Annotated in this window: 14 protein-coding genes; 8 read left to right on the top strand and 6 right to left on the bottom strand. The window is 50.7% G+C overall.

The window, feature by feature from the left end; genetic code table 11:
• Positions 1–12: 12 nt before the first annotated feature.
• Complete coding sequence (locus tag BO18_RS22645; RefSeq protein WP_034449855.1) at positions 13–891, bottom strand: sulfide/dihydroorotate dehydrogenase-like FAD/NAD-binding protein; 879 nt, start codon at positions 889–891, stop codon at positions 13–15.
• Between the two features lie 260 nt (positions 892–1151).
• Between BO18_RS22645 and BO18_RS22640 the strand changes: the two genes are divergently transcribed.
• Both BO18_RS22640 and BO18_RS22635 read left to right on the top strand, forming a co-directional pair.
• On the top strand, positions 1152–1883 hold the full coding sequence (locus BO18_RS22640) for a zinc metallopeptidase (protein ID WP_034449853.1): 732 nt from the start codon (positions 1152–1154) through the stop codon (positions 1881–1883).
• A 15-nt stretch (positions 1884–1898) separates the two neighbouring features.
• Entirely contained in the window at positions 1899–2864 is a 966-nt protein-coding gene (locus BO18_RS22635; protein ID WP_034449851.1) for an alpha/beta fold hydrolase, read from the top strand.
• Here the strand turns inward: BO18_RS22635 and BO18_RS22630 are convergent.
• On the bottom strand, positions 2861–5152 hold the full coding sequence (locus BO18_RS22630; RefSeq protein WP_034449849.1) for a TIM-barrel domain-containing protein: 2292 nt from the start codon (positions 5150–5152) through the stop codon (positions 2861–2863). The genes BO18_RS22635 and BO18_RS22630 overlap by 4 nt on opposite strands.
• A 109-nt stretch (positions 5153–5261) precedes the next feature.
• On the opposite strand from BO18_RS22630, the gene BO18_RS22625 reads away from it, so the two are divergent.
• Together BO18_RS22625 and BO18_RS22620 are read left to right on the top strand one after the other, a co-directional pair.
• A complete protein-coding gene (locus BO18_RS22625; protein ID WP_034449848.1) occupies positions 5262–6647 on the top strand; it encodes a CCA tRNA nucleotidyltransferase in 1386 nt (461 codons plus the stop codon).
• A gap of 129 nt (positions 6648–6776) precedes the next feature.
• Positions 6777–7565 carry a type II secretion system protein gene (locus BO18_RS22620; RefSeq protein WP_034449846.1) on the top strand — a complete coding sequence of 263 codons (789 nt, stop codon included), beginning with the start codon at positions 6777–6779 and terminating at the stop codon, positions 7563–7565.
• A 182-nt stretch (positions 7566–7747) separates the two neighbouring features.
• Here BO18_RS22620 and BO18_RS22615 read toward each other — a convergent pair whose 3' ends face one another.
• The 4 genes from BO18_RS22615 to BO18_RS22600 form a co-directional block, all read right to left on the bottom strand.
• Positions 7748–9376, bottom strand: a complete 1629-nt coding sequence (locus BO18_RS22615; protein ID WP_051689067.1) for an ATP-binding cassette domain-containing protein — start codon at positions 9374–9376, stop codon at positions 7748–7750.
• Positions 9376–9993, bottom strand: coding sequence for an ABC transporter permease (locus tag BO18_RS22610; RefSeq protein ID WP_185752551.1), 618 nt, complete (start codon positions 9991–9993; stop codon positions 9376–9378). The genes BO18_RS22615 and BO18_RS22610 overlap by 1 nt, the downstream gene beginning before the upstream one ends.
• Before the next feature lie 241 nt (positions 9994–10234).
• Positions 10235–11194: an ABC transporter permease gene (locus BO18_RS22605; RefSeq protein WP_034449842.1), complete on the bottom strand. Its 960-nt coding sequence runs from the start codon at positions 11192–11194 to the stop codon at positions 10235–10237.
• A 132-nt stretch (positions 11195–11326) separates the two neighbouring features.
• A complete protein-coding gene (locus BO18_RS22600; protein WP_034449840.1) occupies positions 11327–12850 on the bottom strand; it encodes an ABC transporter substrate-binding protein in 1524 nt (507 codons plus the stop codon).
• 233 nt (positions 12851–13083) lie between these two features.
• Between BO18_RS22600 and BO18_RS22595 the strand changes: the two genes are divergently transcribed.
• From BO18_RS22595 to nuoF, 4 genes are all read left to right on the top strand, one after another.
• Positions 13084–14811 carry a hypothetical protein gene (locus BO18_RS22595; protein WP_034449839.1) on the top strand — a complete coding sequence of 576 codons (1728 nt, stop codon included), beginning with the start codon at positions 13084–13086 and terminating at the stop codon, positions 14809–14811.
• Between the two features lie 294 nt (positions 14812–15105).
• Positions 15106–17181, top strand: coding sequence for an elongation factor G (locus tag BO18_RS22590; RefSeq protein ID WP_034449837.1), 2076 nt, complete (start codon positions 15106–15108; stop codon positions 17179–17181).
• A 167-nt stretch (positions 17182–17348) separates the two neighbouring features.
• A complete protein-coding gene (locus tag BO18_RS22585; protein WP_034449836.1) occupies positions 17349–17837 on the top strand; it encodes an NADH-quinone oxidoreductase subunit NuoE family protein in 489 nt (162 codons plus the stop codon).
• Complete coding sequence (gene nuoF, locus BO18_RS22580) at positions 17834–19717, top strand: NADH-quinone oxidoreductase subunit NuoF (RefSeq protein WP_081861207.1); 1884 nt, start codon at positions 17834–17836, stop codon at positions 19715–19717. Before BO18_RS22585 ends, nuoF begins: the two co-directional genes overlap by 4 nt.
• Position 19718 lies beyond the last annotated feature (1 nt).

The following is a 19718-nucleotide window of genomic DNA, read 5'->3' as shown; positions in this document are numbered from 1 at the left end:
TTCATATCCCCCTTATGAACACATACCGCAGCCGCCGCTGTGGGTATCGCCTTCAGTGAGCCTTAACATGAGCTCACCTTCCTGTGTCTTATAAAGGCGTGAACGCTGCAGAGCCTGATCGAAATCGACTTCATGGCCATCGAATTCAGGACCGTCAACACATGCAAACTTGACCTGTCCGCCGACCAGAAGCCTGCAGGCGCCGCACATTCCAGTGCCGTCGACCATGATGGTATTCATGGATACGACAGTGTGGATGCCGAGCTGCTTTGTAAGCTGGCAGGCGAACTTCATCATGATGACAGGTCCGATAACGACGCAGTGATCGTAGCGGATGCCTTCGTCCCAAAGCTTCTGGAGTGCAACGCAGACATTGCCGTGGATGCCGTAGGAACCGTCATCTGTTGCGAAGTAGAGATTCTTTGTAACCGATCTCATCTCGTCTTCGAAAATGAGGAGTTCCTTTGTTCTCGCACCCTGGATGCAGTCGACGTCCACGCCGTTGTCGTGAAGCCACTTAAGCTGGTTATATACAGGTGCCGTACCGACACCGCCGGCGATGAAGACGATCTTCTTCGCCTTGAGTTCTTCTATTGAAAGATCGCATAGATCAGAGGGATTGCCCAGAGGACCGACCACGTCAGCAAAACATTCACCTGCGTTCATTCTGCTCATGCGTTCGGTCTCGGCTCCGACCGTCTGATATACGATAGTGATTATGCCGGTATCGCGGTCAAAGTCGCAGATGGTAAGCGGGATCCTCTCTCCGTCCTTGTCAGCTCTTACGATCAGGAACTGACCGGGCATAGCTCTTCTGGCAACGAGCGGTGCGTAGATGTCCATACGCCAGACCTTCGGGCCGAGCATCGTTTTTGTCTTTATCTCGAACATATATCCCATTCCTCCTAAGGACAAATATATGGGTGTCTGCTGTATCTGATCCGCAGATCAGGTATATAGTAACATACTACAATACAAGTTGTAATTGTTTTAAACCGATTTGATATTTGGTTTGTAAATATTTTATGCAAAAAGAAAAGATTATCAAATACAGAAGAAGCGCGGTTGTGAGGCAATACCGTTTCCCGTAAAGGTGATAAAATAGTAATAATCAGGTCTTTTGGAATAAGGCGGTAAGAGGAGGCGGTCAGATGTATTGGTATCTGGGAAACTACAGCGGATTGTTTTATTTGTTTGCGATAGGCATCATGATCTGGAGCCTGATCGTCAGGGGCAGGCTCAACAGACTGGTCAAAAAGTACAGTACCGTACCCGTATCCAGCGGAAAGGATGCGAACACGTGCGTGAATGAGATGCTCCGCGCCAATGAAGTGTATGGTGTTACGATAGGTCATATCCCGGGTGAACTGACTGATAATTTCAATCCCAAAGAGGAAGTTATCAATCTGTCGGACACCTGCTACGGAAAGAATTCGATCACGGCTGTCGCAGTTGCCGCACACGAATGCGGTCACGCCTGCCAGGCCTCATCAGGAATGGCTCTTTACAAGATCCGTCAGCTGATAGCGCCTGCCGCCGGCTTTACTTCGAAGATAAGTGTCTGGATCGCTATAATCGGCGTCCTCATTATGTATGCGGCAAGGACCTACGAGATGTCGGATGCCGGTTACTGGATAAGCACGGCAGGCATCGTCCTGTATTCAGTGGTATTCCTGTTCTATCTGGTAACTCTGCCCATTGAGCGCAATGCGAGCAGAAGAGGCCTTAAGGCTATGAAGGAATTCGGCTGGGTCTCTGACAGCCAGCTCGGAGCTGCCAAGAAAGTCCTTTGGGCTGCCGGCGACACATATGCTGTGGCACTCGCGAGCTCGGCACTTACACTGTTAAGGCTCCTGCTCATGAGAGGAAGACGCAGAAGATAAAAGGAGGATCACAATATGGCTCAGCTTAAGTCCGAGAAGATAGCCTTTATAAGCTCCATCGGAGGCGGCGTTCAGATTGCGGGATTTTTCTATCCGTCATCGGCGCCCGAGATAAAGGGAGTCGTGCAGATCTGCCACGGAATGGCTGAGTACATAGCGCGGTACGAGGAGATGATCGCCCGCTTCAACGAGGCGGGATACCACGTCTGCGGCATGGATATGCCCGGACACGGAACCACATATGAGATCAACAAGGATAAGGGCTTACCGAAAGGGTATTTCGGAGGCGTCAAAAACTCGTGGCAGATGCTCCTCACTGACGTCATGGGTTTTCATGAATATGCCGAAAAGCGTTTCGGAAAGGACGGGCTCAAGTACATCCTTTACGGTCACTCGATGGGTTCGTTCGTCGTAAGGTCCATCTTCTGCACACCGAGATACAATAAACAGTTCGACGGTTATGTTTTCGCATCAACGATGGGTCCCAACCCGGCAGTCGGAGCGGGCAAGTTCCTTGCAAGTACCGCCTGTGTGTTCGGAGGCAGTAAAAAGAAGAACAAGCTTTTGGAGGCGATCGCTTTCGGCAGTTACACAAAGCGCATAAAGAATGCCAAGACCAACTGCGACTGGATATCCTCGAGTGATGAGGAAGTCCGGAAATACATAGACGATCCCATGTGCGGATTCACGTTCACGAGCGAAGGTTTCAAGACATTGTTCAGCCTGATCTCATTCATGCAGAGCAAAGAAGCATACGCACAGGTTTCCGACCGTCCGTGTTTCCTCACATACGGAAGCGAAGACCCTGTGGGAAATTACGGTACGGGCGTCGAGAAAGTCATTGCCAGGCTGAAGGAATCAGGCGCAAACGTGAAGTCAAAGAACTACGGCGCATACCGTCACGAGATCCAGAATGAACCCGTGAAGGAAGAATATTTCGCCGATCTTATAGAGTTCTTCGACAGTGTCGAAAAGGCTTAACCCAGACTGATGACCAGTTCGTTGCTCGAGAATTCGACTGACGTTCCGTAGCTGAGCTTGTCTGGTACGGATTCGGACAGACCTACAACATTGAAGATCCCTGAAAGGATAAGATGCTTTGTGCCGCCGAGATTTTTCGTGCGGACTGTTATCTTGTTTCCGGAAACCTCGGCCGTGATTATGCCGGAGTTCTTGCCGCCGTCTGCGAAGACCTCGCATGCTGCCGTCGCGCCCTGGCTGAGCCCGAAGCATGTGAACGTCAGGTTGTCCAAAGCACCTGAGATCGTATTGGCATCCGGAGTCCTCGTGGGAACGATGGAGTTCGGACGGACGAAGACAGGTACTGAAGTGGATGAAGCCTTGCGCGAGATGTAGCGCGGTCCCTGGATCTTCTCGTGTGTCATGAAGTCTGTCCATATGCCGGAAGGAATATAGACTCTTACGTTATCATTCTGTGTCGTGACCGGGGACACGAGGAGAGAAGAGCCGAGCATATATTCGGTGTCGAATGAGACTGCGGCAGGGTCGCCTGCAAATTCCAATGCCATTGCGCGGACAACGGGTGTGCCGTAGTTTACGTTCTCGCAAAGACAGGAATAGATGTAAGGTGCGAGGACGGTCCTTATCGCGGAGAGAGACCTGATCGCATCTGATGTCTTTGCGTCTTCAAGTAATCTTAATGTTCCCCTGAACCTTGTGTGCGGAGCATAGGAGGCAAATCCCGTCCAGCGCTCAAAGAGCTTGGGATCCGTGAGTTCCCTGGCGGGAATGTCGATGTTAATGCCTCCGAATCCCGTAAGACCATAGGATATCGCGCTCTTCAGAGCTGCGGTGAGATCCGGATAGTCGGGTTCGAGCGTGCTGTAGATGTTCATGTAAGGAGCCTTCTGGTCACCTGAACTTACTGTATCGGATATTATGAAGGATCCGAGGCGTCCGTGCTCTCTGGCCGAGACTTCACTCAGACCGGAGTTTAAGATGCCCGGGAAGTTAAGGAGATATCCTTTTTTGCCGACGGCATTTTCAAATGCCTCCGTAAGCTGGTGAGTATAGTTCGATTCGTAGATGCTGTACCCTGCAGCTGCAAGACCCGTACATGTATTGAGAAACCAGCTTCTTGCCGCGGGGATGTTCAGATCGAGAGAAGCGACTCCGCCCTTGTCCGCATCACAGAGAACGGCGCATCCGTCGGGGTAGGAGATAAGACAGCCTGTATCAAGGAGTTCCTGATACTCAGGTGCTCTTTCTGAAACATAAGGATTGATCGAAATGCCGAGAGTGATGCCCATATCGAATATGGTCCTGGCGAAATTCTTCGGATCGGGGAATCTTACGGTGTCGAAAGTAAAACCGTAAGGTGCATAATCAGGGTGCCATAAGTTGCCGAGCCAGAGTTCTTTAACGTTGATGCCGGCATTGAGCGCTGCTCTGAGCTTATCGACGATCTCCTGGGCAGTCAGTGTGTAGTCATCTTCCAGTGCCAGTGAGATGCCTCCCGTGGTGTAGGAAAGCGGAGGCGTATGACCGTTGAGCTGGCTGAAGATCTCGAGAACCTCGGCCATGGTGTCGCCTGCGATGATGTTGTATTCGATATCCTCGCCTTCGGCTTCAAAGCTCAGGTTTCCGCTGACTGAACCCACATCGAATGTGACGGGTCGGTTGGTGTTTACGAAAAGACCGTACTTGGCATCTGAAACGATGAACGGGATATGTTCGGTTCCGGGCATTCCGGTGAAGTCCTCGCCTTTTACCAGCTGACCGTTGCGGATGACGGAAGCGCCTGCTCCGCCCAGACCGTAGATCATTTCGCGCGGTCCGAGATCTATGGATGCGCCTGTCTTCGAGTTCGAAGAATTGACATAGCTGTGTTCGGAGCCGGAATCAGTCTTGTAGTAGACCGGCATGTTGGCGGTCTGGCTTACCAGTTCGTTGCCGCAGTAGAAGAATCTGATCGAGAAGATCTTTTTGTTGATGCGTGCTTCAAGCGTACCGCTCTTGAATATTATCTCGTCGCCGCTGTCCTCTATAAGTCCGGATACGGAAGGGGCAAGTTCTATGACTTCCGAAGACTTTGCCCTGGGTTCGGCGTGATGGTTGGTTACCTTTACGGCGATTATCTTGCCTGCCGGAGAGAAAACGGAGACCGTGATCCTTCCTTTGGCATCCGTGAAACAGGCCTTTCCTCCTGTAAGGGATTCGGAGTATTCTTTGCATTCGCACCCGATCTTGAGTGTGTTGTTCTCGAAATAAACAGAATCGATCTGATAAGGTTTCCTGGTGAAGATCATATTATCCCTCCCGTAAAGTGAACACTTTTGCATTAAACAGAATAATTATATCCAAACTGTCCTTATATAAGTATTTCAAGAATATGACGATTCTAGTTATAATCTAAATATGGATAACGGCAGTTCTGTTTCATCTGAAAGGATTCCCGGTTATGTGCGCAGGATCCTGGAACTTATCTGTTCCTCAGGGTATAGGGCATATGTGGCCGGCGGTGCGGTGCGCGATATCGTGCTGGGCAAGACCCCGCATGATTATGATGTCGCGACTTCGGCCAGGCCCTCTGAAACTGCCGCGGTATTTAAAGCGGCAGGCATAGATTTTTACGACAACGCCGCCAGACACGGCACGGTTGCCGCCGTTACCGGAGAAGGGGATGTGGAGGTCACAACTTTCCGCAAGGACGGTTCCTATACCGACTTGAGACGTCCCGATGAAGTTGTTTTCAAGACTACGATCGAAGAGGATGTCAGACGCAGGGACTTTACCATCAACGCGATGTATATGGATTCCGACGGCAGGATATACGATCCCGTGGGCGGGGAAAAAGACTGTGAAGACAGGATAATAAGGGCGGTGGGCGATCCTGAGGAACGTTTCGGAGAGGATGCCCTTAGGATATTGAGAGCCTTGAGATTCTGTTCGTCTCTGGGATTTGACATCGAGCCGGGGACACTCAGTGCGATGGAGACATGTGCCGGCGAACTGAAGAGCATATCCGCCGAGAGGATCGCGGCTGAGCTTATCCGCATCGTGACCGGAAAATATGCATCAAAAGCCATCCGTACGGGGTGGAGGATACTTGGCGTTATCATACCTGAGATCAAGGAATGCAAGGATTTCGACCAGAAATCGGTATACCATGATATGGACGTTCTGGAACATACGCTGTATGTGCTCGATCTGTTGCCCTGTCCGGACGGAGGCAGAGACCCCGAGATTGCAATGGCCGCGCTGTTCCACGATCTCGGAAAGCCCGAACGTTTCAAACTCGGCGATAACGGCCAGGGACATATGAAGGGTCATCCGGAAGCAAGCGCAAGGATCACGGAGAGGGTCCTGAATGAATTGAAATATCCGAAGCAGTTTATCAATGACGTGTGTGTTCTTGTTCTGCTTCATGACACTTTTATCAAACCGGACAGGATAGAAGTCCACAAGTTTATGTGTATATATCCCGAAGAGTTATTGCGTAAACTGGAAGTCCTTCAGCGGGCCGACATCCGGGCTCATACCGAGCTGGGACAGCGGAGGATGGCAAAACTCGATGAGCTGATCAGAATAGCTGAGGAACTGAAGGCTTCGGGTGCCGTTTTCGATATAAAAGAGCTTGATATCGACGGAAATGACATCATTTCCCTTGGTGTCGGGGAAGGTCCCGAGATAGGCAGGATACTTGCTCAGGTCTTTAACAGTTATCTCGAGGAAAAATGCGTCAACACCAAGGATTCTTTGCTGAAAGAAGCCCGAAGGATCATCGGGTCCGGTCAAGTTTAATTGTTTGTAACATATTGTTTAAAACACCCTTACAAAATCAATATCTTGGTGATTGAATTTTAATGAAACGGTTCTTTATAATCTGAATATCAGCACACAAACAGGTTGATACAAGGGAGCGTGATCTATATGAAAAAAATGAGAAACAGCAAGAGGGGCTTTACCCTCACTGAGATCCTGATCGTTGTTGCGATCGTGGTTTTCCTTTCGGCAGCCGCATTTGTCGGCGTAGCAGTAACATTGAACAATGCCCGTAATACCAACGCAAAACTTCAGCTGGAGAACGGCGACAATTTCGAAGTCGAGGCCAGACAGGCAGTAAAAGACATTACCGCCAATGCTGCAGAATTCTTCGACATTCCTTATTACACACCTGAAAACAACTCCGGTGAGGAGACTGAAGAAACTGAAGAAAATGAATCGACAGGTGAAACTGAAACACCTGGCGGCGGTGGCGGCGATACCCACGAGAACAGCCCCACTCCGACAACGAAGGCGACGGAGACACCTACTCCGACTCCGGAACCTACTGCCACTACAGCACCTTCCGGCGGCGGCTCAAAGCCTTCCAACATTTCCAATCTTCCCGGAACAGTATCTTCCGGCAAGACCAACACAGTCAGTTGCTCTGTAGGAGATGCAAGAGACTGGGGTCAGGATTCCAGACGTGTCAGCGTCAAAGGTGAATCTCCGATTTATAGCGTAAAGCTAAAGTTTGAGGGCGGATCTCCTTCGTTGGATGATGCTAACTGGATGTACGATATAAAGAGCCTTGGTAACGGTGTATTTGAACTTACCTATAAGGCTAATGACGCAAGCAACAAACCTATTAAGAATTTCGAATTCAATTACAGAAGCGACAAGGGTACTTCAACCGGTAATGTTGTGATCCAGTCAATCCAGTATTATAACGAATAAGACTTTTGTTAACAAAAACATAAAGAAAAATACTCAGAAAGGCAAAGACACAGGGTGCTTTCGAAGGTAGAATTAATACGTATATATAAGTGACTTCACTTTATATAGATCACCCTTGAGATGGGCTGCTCCTCGCGGGCAGCCCTTCTTAGTGTCCGGGAATATTTCCGGTGCGGGATCTGTCAGAGTCCGTGGAGACTGCGTTCCGCCTCAAGGAGCCTGGCCGTGCTTTCCGATTTCGGGTTGCCCAGCACTTCACGGGTCGGCCCCTCCTCACATATCTCGCCGTTATGAAGGACTATCAGGCGCGGAGCTATCTGTCTTACGATATGAATATTATGAGTAATGAGAAGGAATGCCGTATGGCGTTCCCTGTTGATATCCGTCATGAGCTTCAGAAGTTCTGCCGAAGAACTGGCATCCAGAGACGAAAAAGGCTCGTCGGCAATGATCAGGGCAGGTTCCTGGATAAGGCACATTGCAATGGCAACACGCTGACGCTGGCCGCCCGAGAGTTCGTTTGGGCGGCGCGAGAGGTATCCGGCACCGAGTCCGCATTCTTCGAGTACGGCGGTGATGCGTGCCAGTTCACGTGATCTGCGTTCGGCTCTTGAGCCCGGCTCTGAAGACAGCTGTCTGCCGGATGCTTTCAAAGCTTCCAACATATGCCATCTGATGGTGTGTGCGGGATTAAGGCATGACACAGGATCCTGGAAGATCGCGCCGATGCTCGAGCTCTTTATGTTAACCGTGCCCGAATGCGGGAGCAGGCCGAGAAGTGATCTGATGAGAGTTGTCTTGCCGCTGCCTGAGCCGCCGATGAGGCCGAGGATCTCGTTGGGGAAGACCTCCAAAGAGACATTGTGAAGCACGTTCGTGTCAGTCTGTTTCTTATTCTTTACGCGTTCGAACAGTGATCTGCCGTAGCCTGCGGTTATGTCTTTTGCCGTCAGGACAGGGCTTCTTGAATAGTCGACAGTTGCGGGTTCAAGTCCCAGGATCCTCGTATCGAGCCTGGAGTTTGTAAGGAGTTCCGCCGTATAGCTGTTGCGCGGGTTGGTGAGTATGTCGGATGCCGTATCCCTGTCGATTATCTTTCCGTCCTTCATGACCATTACGCGGTCGCAGAATCCCCTTACCGCCGACAGGTCGTGCGAGATAAAGAGGATCGTCATGTGCAGCTTGTGACACAGGTCCTTGAGAAGGGCGAGGATCGACACCGTCGTGACTGTATCGAGCGACGAGGTGGGCTCGTCGCATATGAGAAGACGGGGCTTCAGAAGTGCGGCTCCCGCGATGAGGACTCTCTGACGCTGTCCGCCTGAGAGCTGGTGAGGGTAACGGCCGCAGATCTCTTCGGCATTCGTGAATCCGACTGTCCCGAGCATTTCGACAATTGCCTTATGGCGTTCTTCGGGAGTGCCGGCTTTATCCTTGTGAGCGGTCAGGACCTCATCGAGCTGTTTGCCGCATGTCATGAGCGGATCCAATGCCGTCGAAGGCTCCTGGAATATCATGCCGATGTCTCTTCCGAGCATCGCCCGCCTTTCTTTGGGTGCCATTTCGAGAAGATCGTTGCCGGCGAACTTTATAGAGCCTGAAGTGATCCTGGCCGATTCGGGCAGAAGTCCGGCTATGGCAAGCGACGTCATGGTCTTGCCTGAACCGGAGTTTCCGATGAGCCCCAGGATCTCTCCGTCCCTTATCCCGAAATCCACGTCATCAAGTACCGGCTTCGGGTTCGGATCCTTGCGGGTGGGGAAAGAGAGTGTAAGATGATGAACCTTTACGATGTGTATATGGCGGGGCATCACTTGCCTCCTTTCGAGAGGCTGACGCGCAGTCCTTCAGAAATAAAGTAAAGTCCCAGGATATAGAAGACCAGCATCAGGGCCGGGAATATGATGAGCCAGGGAGCGACGCGGATGTAAGCCTGCGCGTCTGCGAGCATCTTTCCGAATGAGGCATCGGGCGGCTGGACACCAAGACCCAGATAGCTCATGCCCGATTCGAAGAGTGTCATGTTTGCAAGTCCGATCACCGTTGCGGGCAGGAGCTGAGGAATCAGGTTCGGGAATATGTGAAGAGTCATTATGCGCCCGGGTCTGACTCCCATGACACGCGCATGGGTTATATAGTCAAGTTCCTTTATCTCCATCGTGCCGACGCGGCAGACCCTTGCGAATGTCGGCGCGAAAACTAGACCCAGCGCCCAGATGACGTTTGTGACAGAAGCTCCGAACACCGCTACGGCGACCAGCGCCAGGAGTATTCCGGGGAAGCACATAATGCTGTTGTTGAGGAGCATTATCCCTCTGTCCGCAAGACCACCGTAGTATCCTGCCGGGATGCCTGCGGCCGTGCCGAGTATGAGAGCGATCGCGACACCGGCGATCGAGATGAATATCGTGTATTTGGATGCCGACATCACGCGCGAAAGGACGTCTCTTCCGAAGTTGTCGGTCCCGAACGGATGGCGGAGGCATGGAGCCAGGAGCTTGGATGAGGCATCCGTGGCATCCGGAGCGAACGGTGTCCAAAACAGGGATATGATGAATGCGATCACGACTATCCCGAGCAGCATGAGCCCCGCCGTGTAGAAGGCGGATGCTTCGGGAGATCTGTAAGTCCTGTTCTTCTTTGCTGATGCCATCCCGTTCACACTCCTCTTATTTAAGCCTGATCCTGGGGTCGGCAAGGCTCGAGGCGATGTCGGAGATGAAGTACAGGAGGACGGTGACAAATGCCAGATAGAATACGATCCCGGACAGGAGCGGAAAGTCTCTGCGGGATATGGCGGAAAGCAGAAGGCGGCCCAGGCCGGGCAGATTAAAGACCTGTTCGACAATGAGACTTCCGCCCAATATATCTGAAAGGATTATGGATATTATGGTAATCGAAGAAACATTGGAATTCGGCAGTACGTGGCGTATGAGAATCTTAAGGTCCGAAAGCCCGTGGCTCTTTGAGGTGCGGACATAATCTGCCGTCTTCTGCTCGATTATCGATGATCTGAGGAACTTGAAGCTCATGGCGATCTTTGGCAGCGCGACCGCAAATGAAGGCAGGAGAAGGCAGGCGATGTAACCCGCGAAGTCATCTGAAGGCCTTACGTAATTGCCGACCGTAAGGAGTGAGAAGATAGAGCCTGCCAAAAGAATGAGCAGGAGAGAAGCGACGTAAGGCGGGATCGCAAAGAGGACATGTCCGATGACAGAGCATATCTGGTCTCCGAGCCGTCCTGGTTTACGCGCACTTAAGACAGCCAGTGGATAGGAGATGATGATGACCATGATCATGGCGATCACGCTCATGCCGATCGTGACGGGAAGTCTCTGAGCGATAAGCTCGCCGACGCTTACGTTGTATGCATAGGATTTTCCGGGATCAAATGTGATGAGACCCGCGAGCCATGTGAGATAACGTGTCGCAAGTGGCTTGTCCAAACCCATTTCAGCCCTCAGGAGTTCCACCTGGGATTCTGAGGCGTCGGGCCCCAGCATAACGCGGGCGGTGTCTCCCGGGATGATGGAAAAAGCGGCGAAAACAAGCAGCGACACGACAAGAAGTGTCAGGATCAGCTCAACAGTCTTACCGATAAGATAGCCGGCCTTGCTCTGCAAATCCATTCCTCCTGACATTCCGTTTATTCAATGTAAAAACCTATTATATATGCTTTTATCCCAAAGCTAAAGAATCGGGCTGCCTCTGGAGCTCCAGCTCCAGAGACAGCCCGCTGTATATTTAAAACCCGAATACCGTCAGTTTTGTGCCAGTTTGACCGTCGACATATCCTGAACATACATGGGGTATACGTGGTATCCTTCAAGTCTTGTGGATACAGCGGTTATCGTCGCGGGATCCTGGATATATGCGGAACATGCGTCTTCTGTAAGTATTCCGAGAACCTGATGATAGAGAGCCGTTCTCTCTTCCGAATCGGCAGTCATGGGGATCTTTTCCATCAGTTCATCGACTTTTGCATTGGAATAGTTAATGAAGTTGCCGTCGGATGTTGACCTGTAACGCTCCAGGACGTCGTAAGGTGCATATGTGCTGGTAAGCGCGATGACTGTTGTCTCATACTGACGTCCAGTGTAAACGGTGTCGAGCCATGTTGCCCAGTCGACCTGCTTGATCTCCATGTTGATGCCGATAGCCTTGAGCTCTGAAGCGAGTTCAACGGCGGTATTTACATGGATCAGGTAGGATGAAGTAACCGTGCATGTGATGTCGAAGCCGTTTTCATAGCCTGCTTCTGCCATCAGTGCCTTTGCTTTTTCGAGATCCTGGTCGAAAGTGCCGTCAAGCGAAGTGTCGTAATAACTTCCAAGCGCAGGGCTCATAGCTGTGGTGAGCTTGACTCCGGCGCCGTCCATCGTAACGGAGATGATGTCATCCCTGTTTATCGCATAGTTGATCGCCTCACGTACTCTTACGTCGTTCAGCGGCTCGACTTTGTTGTTGAGAGCAAAGATCTGGACCATGTTGGAACCGTTTGAAAGGATATTGTATCTGGAGGAATCGAGCTGGGCCGCACGGTCTGTCGTGAGGTAAGGGAAGATGTCTATGCTTCCGCTGGAGAGCTCGGTAAGACCTGCATCCATGTCTGCGCAGACCTTGAAAGTAACCTTGTCGAGGTAGGGAAGTCCCTTCTGCCAGTAGTTTTCGTTCCTTACGAGGATAACGCTCTGCCCGGGATTGTATGAATCGAATTTGAACGGGCCGGTTCCCATGGGAGCCGCCTGGCAGTTATCGTAACCTTCGGGGATGATGCCTGTGGTGAAGTAGCTCAAAAGTTCGCTGTTGCCGGATTCGAGAGTGACCTGGACGCGTCCGTCGGAAAGATCCGTGACTTCGCTTACCGGATCGAGTTCCCTTACGAGGGCAACGCCGCCCTGACCGTCCAAAAGTCCTGCCGCACGCTTGATCGAGTATACGACGTCAGCGGGATCGAGATCGGAACCGTCGTGGAACTTGACGCCTTTCCTAATCGTAAATGTATAAACGGATGCATCGCCCGAGATCTCGACATCCGTTGCGAGACAGGGATTGAGGTTTCCTTCGGAGTCAAACTTGTAGAGTCCCTCGTAGATGTTGAAGATGATCTCTTCATCACCTGCAGCGACTACCGTATGCGGATCGAATATGCCGGGCTCCTGAGTGATGCCTACAACGGCATAGTTGTCGGCAGCGGCCGGTTTTTTGGCGCATCCTGCCAGTGACGTGAAAATAAGAGCTGCAGCCGAGATGATAACAACTGCTTTGGAAATAAAACGGTGCATCTTACCCCTCCCGAAAAATCAGTTATTACATTATAAGGATGGGCTTATTTGCCACAAATAGGGCAACGCACACAAAAAACAGTGGGTCCTTTTACGGCTCTATCCGAAATTTAACTAAAAATTTATAAAATCTGTTTGAAGAAAAGATAATATTTTTTGACAGCCTGGTATATAATAAGTCCATGTAATTTCTGCGCGTGTTTTTTCGCGCGCATTTTTAGGAGAAACAAAATATGAAGAAGTGTCCGGTTTGCGGCGTAATGATGGGTGACAACGTTGCCCGTTGCTCAATGTGCAAGTACGATTTCCAGAAGGCTTCGCAGGGTAATAACGACGAGGCTGCGGCTGAAGCGAAGAAAGTCCTTGACCAGAAGCAGGCTGAGAACATCGCCCGTGCCGAGGCGAAGCGTTCCGAAGAAGAGAAGAGGATCCTTGAGGCTCTCGATAAGCTGAAGCGTGACTATGCCTCCATGGAGGAACAGTTTGAGGCCGAAAAGCAGAAGCTCGATAGGGAATTTACAGCATATCAGAAAAAGAAGCTTGCCGAGCAGTCAGCTTTGGAGACAACAGTAGAGACGGTCCGTAATGAAGTCATCGAAGCACGTGACAAGCGTGATGCTCTCCGCAAGGAAGCGGACGAGATGATCGAAGAGGCAAGAAAAAAGTCCAAGAAAGAGCACGATGACCTCATTGAAAACGCAAAGATCGAACAGCAAAAGATATATGATGAGACCCAGAAGCAGACTGAACAGATCGCTGCTGAGGTCGAGAAAGAATATGCCGCAGCCATAGCAAAGAGAGACGAGATCCTCGCCCAGGCAAAAGAAGTCCAGGCGATGATGGACAATGCCGACAAGATCAAGACCGAGAAGGAAAAGGAGATCAAAGCGGCAGAGGATAAGATCGTCAAGCTCAACGAAGATTTCGAGAAAGAGAAGATCAGGATCGCTGAAGAGCATAAGAAGCTTTCCGAGAAGCAGGCTGCAGAGGCCCTCAAGATGAAGGCTGACGCAGAGCGCGACAGGGATATCGCAAATGCCGAGAAGGAAAAGCTTATTGCCGAGGCACAGGCTGAGAGAGATCAGATCATCAAACATCTTGAAGAGCGCAATGCCAGCGCCCAGGCTGAATTTGACGCGATCAAGGAAAATGCCAATGCGGTTGTCGCAGATCTGCAGGCTGCACAGGCAAAGCGCGATGAGATCGTAGTTGAGATCCAGAATTTCGAGAAGGATGCCAAGAAGCAGCAGAAAGAACTCGATGAGGCCCTTAAGGAAGCAAATTCCCAGCTTAAGGAAGCTCAGGAACAGAGAGCCCAGGCTGAGAAGGATTATAACGAGCTTGTTGAACAGTCCGCAAACATTCAGGATCAGATCAACGGTCTGCAGCCTGAACTCAAGGAAGCGAAGATGATCATCGCTGACTCGAAGAATGCCACGGTTCTTGCGGAAGCTGCTGCACAGGAGATCGTTCTCAACGCCGAGAAGCAGGCAGTATTCCTTAAGCAGGCCGCCTTAAGCGAGAGCGAGAAGGGCGCAATGCTCGACAAGATCGAGGCTAAGGATAAAGAAATCAAGGAATTAAACGATAAGATCAAGGAGATGGAGATGGAGAAGGCTGAGCTTGAGAAGAAGCTTGCAGCGCTTGACGCAGCAGTTGCAGATTTGGAGAAGAAGGTCAGGACAGGCGGCGGGGCTGCCGGCGGACCGATGGATTATTCCGTTGAGGTAGTCGAGCACAATAAGTCTTCAGAGGTCAATGTCGATGCACTTTCCAAGCTCCTCAAGAAAAAGTCGGCAGAAGGCTGGACGCTCATCTCGGTAATCGATGATGACGGCGGTAAGCTTCTCGCTTCAATGGGCGGCGGACAGGAAGCCACACTTTCATCCTCGCTCTCCGGCGGTAATTTCAACTCCAAGGAGGACAGACTGGTCCTCATCTTCGGAAAACCGCAGAAGTAATCCGCGAACATCAAATTGTTTATGCCGGGGGCTGTCTCAGACTGATGAGACAGCCCCTGATTTTTGTTCTGCTGCATCCTGACGGAAGCTGTGACAGTAAGGGCATTTTTGTGGCAGAGCATAAGGACGCAGTGCATCCCGGACGATCAAACTCCATTAAAATCGGGCTTTGGACATGAAATTATAATGCACAAAAAAAGTTTTCGCCCGCGGGATTTTTTTGTGGAATTGGCATACCGAATCCTATATAATAGGAAAGTATTTAATTTTTGACTTCGAAGGAGGAAATGACTGATGGAAAATTATTCCGCAGACAAGATTCGCAACATTGCGTTGTTCGGACATGTAGGTTCCGGCAAGACGACATTAGCTGAGGCTATACTTTTTTACACCAAAGCTATTAATCGTCAGGGCCGCATAAGTGACGGTAACACGACACTTGACTACGATCCTGAGGAGATCAAGAGACAGATGTCGGTAGGCCTTTCAGTTGCCTGCTGCGAGTATAAGGGAAGCAAGATCAATATCATCGACACTCCAGGTGATTTCGATTTCCTCGGAGAAGAGATGAGCGGAATAAGGATCGCCGATTCCGGCGTAATCATGATCTCGGCAAAGGGCGGCACATCCGTCGGTTCCGAGAAGGCAATAAGACTTTTGAACGGTAAGAAGGTTCCCTTCCTGTTCTTTATGAACAGAATGGATGAGCCTAACGCTGACTTTGAAGCAGTAGCCGAGCGTATGATGGAGCGCTACGGACCTTCAGTCATCCCGCTTTCTTTCCCTATCATGGAAGACGGCAAGATGACGGGTATAGTAGACGTTATGAACCGCAAGGCTTTTTCTATAGATAAGGCTACAGGCAAGTTCGTTGAATTCCCGCTCCCCGAGCAGTACAACGAGCGTGTTGACGAACTCCAGGAAAAGGTTAACGAAGTAGTTGCAGAAGCAGACGACGAGCTCATGGAGAAGTTCTTCGCAGGCGAGAAGTTCACCGAGGACGAATTCCGTCACGGCGTACACGCAGGCTTCCGTGAAGGCAAGCTCCACCCGATCTACTGTGGTTCCGCATTCATGAACTGGGGCATTGACTTCCTGCTCAACTGCATCTCCAAGGACACACCTCCGGCAGGCAAGAAACCCGCTCTCGAGGCTACTCTCCCTGACGGCAGCACCCAGATGGTAGGGTGCTCCATCGACGATCCTCTTGCAGCATTCTGCTTCAAGACGATCTCCGACCCGTTCGTAGGAAAGATCAGTATCTTTAAGGTCAATGCCGGTACACTCCGTGCAAACTCCACTGTCTATAACGCAACAAAGGGTAAGGATGAGAGGATCGGCGGACTGTTCTTCCTTAAGGGTAAGGAACAGATCGCTACGGACTGCATCACCGCAGGCGATATCGGCGCTGCTTCAAAGCTCGCCAACACGGACACCAACGATACTATCTGCGACCGTGCACGTATCCTTGAGATGCCTAAGATCAAGTTCCCTCAGCCTTGTCTTTCAAAGTCCATCGTTCCTGTTAAGAAGGGCGACGAGGATAAGATCATCTCCGGTCTTACAAAGCTCGCTGACGAAGACCATTGCTTCACAGTCGAGACAAACCCTGAGACAAAGCAGATGGTACTTTCCGGTATCGGTGACATGCAGCTCAAGGTTCTCGTAAGCCAGCTCAAGAACAAGTACAACGTTGATTGTGAACTGGGCGAACCCAAGGTTCCTTACCGTGAAGCTATCCGCAAGAAGGTTAAGGTACAGGGTAAGCATAAGAAGCAGTCCGGCGGTCACGGTCAGTACGGTGACGTATGGATCGAGTTCGAACCCAACCCCGAGTGCGAAGAGCTCGTATTCGAGGAGAAGGTATTCGGCGGTGCGGTTCCGAAGAACTTCTTCCCCGCAGTAGAAAAGGGCCTGCAGGAATCCATCAAGAAGGGCGTACTCGCAGGCTATCCTGTCGTTAACCTCAAGGCTACTCTGGTCGACGGTTCGTACCACGACGTAGACTCTTCGGAAATGGCATTCAAGATCGCTGCAAACCTCGCTTTCAAGGCAGGCATGACACAGGGCAACCCCGTCCTTCTCGAACCCATCAGCAAGGTTGAGGTTCACATTCCCGAGGATAAGCAGGGCGACATCATGGGCGACCTCAACAAGAGACGCGGACGCATCATGGGTATCGATGCAGATGAGCTCGGATCCGTTGTAAATGCTGAAGTTCCTACGGCTGAAATGCTCGAATATGCTACCGACCTCAAGTCGATGACACAGGGCAGAGGATGGTTCGCAATGTCCCACGAGCGTTACGAGGCAGCTCCTCCGGAAGTCGCTGAGAAGGTTATCGCAGCAAGCAATGTAGAGGAAGAATAATCAAGCAATTCTGACAACAAGAATAGATATTCATTTGCGTTAAAACAATTTACACTTTTTGATACAAATACGTTGTTTTTGGGCGACAGTTAGTCTTTACTAACTGTCGTCTTGCAAAGTAAAATAGTCAAGTCTGGAATATTCCCAAAAGAGGCAGGAGGTTTTTTATGGCTAAATTACAAGAAGCTGCTGTCGCTCAGATCACGGAGATCTGTGATCGTCATAAGGACGATAAGACTCCTTTGATGATGATCCTGAGTGACATTCAGAATGAGTACGGATACATTCCGCTCGAAGTTCAGGAATTGGTTTCCAAGAAGACAGGTATTTCGGTTGCAGAGATCTATGGAGTTGTTACGTTCTACTCATTCTTTTCTCTTACTCCGAAGGGAAAGTACGTTGTAGGCTGCTGCCTCGGTACTGCCTGCTATGTTAAGGGCGCTCAGAACGTTATCGACAAGTTCCAGGAGCTCTTAGGCGTTAAGCCCGGCGAGACAACTGAAGACGGTCTGTTCACATTGGACGCTCTCCGTTGCATCGGCGCATGCGGTATCGCACCCGCAGTCAGCATCAACGGCCGTGTTTACCCCAAGGTAAAGGTAGACCAGGTTCCCGAGATCATTAAAGAATTGAAAGAGGAGGCAGCAAAGGCATGATAAGCACAGTTACTGACCTTAACGAGAGATTTGAAGCTCTCTCAAAGAGCCTCGATGATAAGATCAAGGGTGGAGACGGCAAGCGTCACATCGTTCTTTGCGGTGGTACAGGATGCCTTTCAGCTCATTCCACAGAGATCATGGAGAGATTTAACGCTCTTATCAAAGAAAAGGGCATCGAAGACAAGGCTACCGTTAACCAGGTTGGTTGTTTCGGTTTCTGCTCACAGGGACCTTTCGTAAAGATCTATCCTGAGGATACTCTTTACAAGATGGTCAAGATCGAGGATGTTGATGAGATCGTTGAGAAGGACCTCATCGGCGGCGAGATCGTTGACAGACTTCTCTATGTTGACCCAAAGACACAGGAGAAGGTTACAAAGCAGGAAGATATCACATTTTATAAGAAGCAGAGACGTGTAGCTCTCAACGGCTGCGGCGTCATCAATCCTGAAGATATCAATGAAGCCATCGGCATGGGCGCTTTCCAGGGTATCAAGAGAGCACTCACCATGACACAGCAGGAAGTTATCGATGAAGTTTTGGCTTCCGGACTTCGTGGCCGTGGCGGCGGCGGATTCCCCACAGGCAGAAAGTGGCAGTTCGCTTTAAATGTTGAATCAGATCAGAAGTACGTTGTTTGTAACGGCGACGAGGGTGACCCGGGTGCATTCATGGACCGTTCCATCCTCGAGGGAAATCCTCTTGCTGTTATCGAAGGTATGATGATCGCAGGTTATGCTTTCGGCGCTTCAGAAGGTTACTTCTATGTACGTGCCGAGTATCCTATCGCAGTTAAGAGACTTAAGATCGCCATCGAGCAGGCAAGAGCAGAGGGTCTCCTCGGAAAGAACATCCTTGGTTCAGACTTCAGCTTCGACTGCCAGATCAGACTCGGTGCAGGCGCATTCGTCTGCGGCGAGGAGACAGCTCTCCTTAACTCCATCGAGGGTAAGAGAGGTATGCCCCGTCCGAGGCCGCCGTTCCCGGCAATCAAGGGTCTCTGGGGCAAGCCGACATGCGTTAACAACGTAGAGACACTCGCATGCGTTCCTTACATCTTAAGAGAAGGCGCTGCTAATTTCGCTTCCGTTGGTACTGAGAAGTCCAAGGGTACAAAGGTATTCGCATTAGGCGGAAAAGTTAATAACGTTGGTCTCGTAGAAGTTCCTATGGGTACAACACTCAGAGAGCTCATCTATGACATCGGCGGCGGAATCCCGGACGGCAAGCAGTTCAAGGCTATCCAGACCGGTGGTCCTTCCGGCGGATGCTTAACAGCAGAGTACCTCGATGAGCCTATCGATTTCGATAACCTCGTAGCCAAGGGATCAATGATGGGTTCCGGCGGTGCTATCGTAATGGACGAAGACAACTGCATGGTTGACGTTGCAAAGTTCTATCTCGAATTCATCTGCGACGAGTCCTGCGGTAAGTGCACACCTTGCCGTATCGGTACAAAGAGAATGCTCGAGATCCTCACAAGGATCACAGAGGGCAAGGGCACAATGCACGATCTCGACGAGCTCGAGGAACTGAGCCAGACGATCAAGGCTAACTCCCTCTGCGCTCTCGGTCAGACAGCATCCAACCCTGTTAACTCAACACTCGCTCACTTCCGTGATGAGTACATCGCTCACATCGTTGACAAGAAGTGCCCTGCTCACGTTTGTAAGAACCTCATGTCTTACAAGATCGACGCTGATAAGTGTATCGGCTGCGGTATGTGCGCTAAGGGATGCCCTGCAAGCTGCATCACACGTACAGATTACGTTGCAGAAGGACACAAGCTTGCATCCATGGCAATTGACGCTGATAAGTGCGTTAAGTGCGGTGCGTGCATCAGCACATGTAAGTTCAACGCAATTTCGAAGGTTTAAT

The organism is Butyrivibrio sp. AE2032, from assembly GCF_000702965.1.
This window is presented reverse-complemented; position numbering and strand designations above follow the sequence as displayed.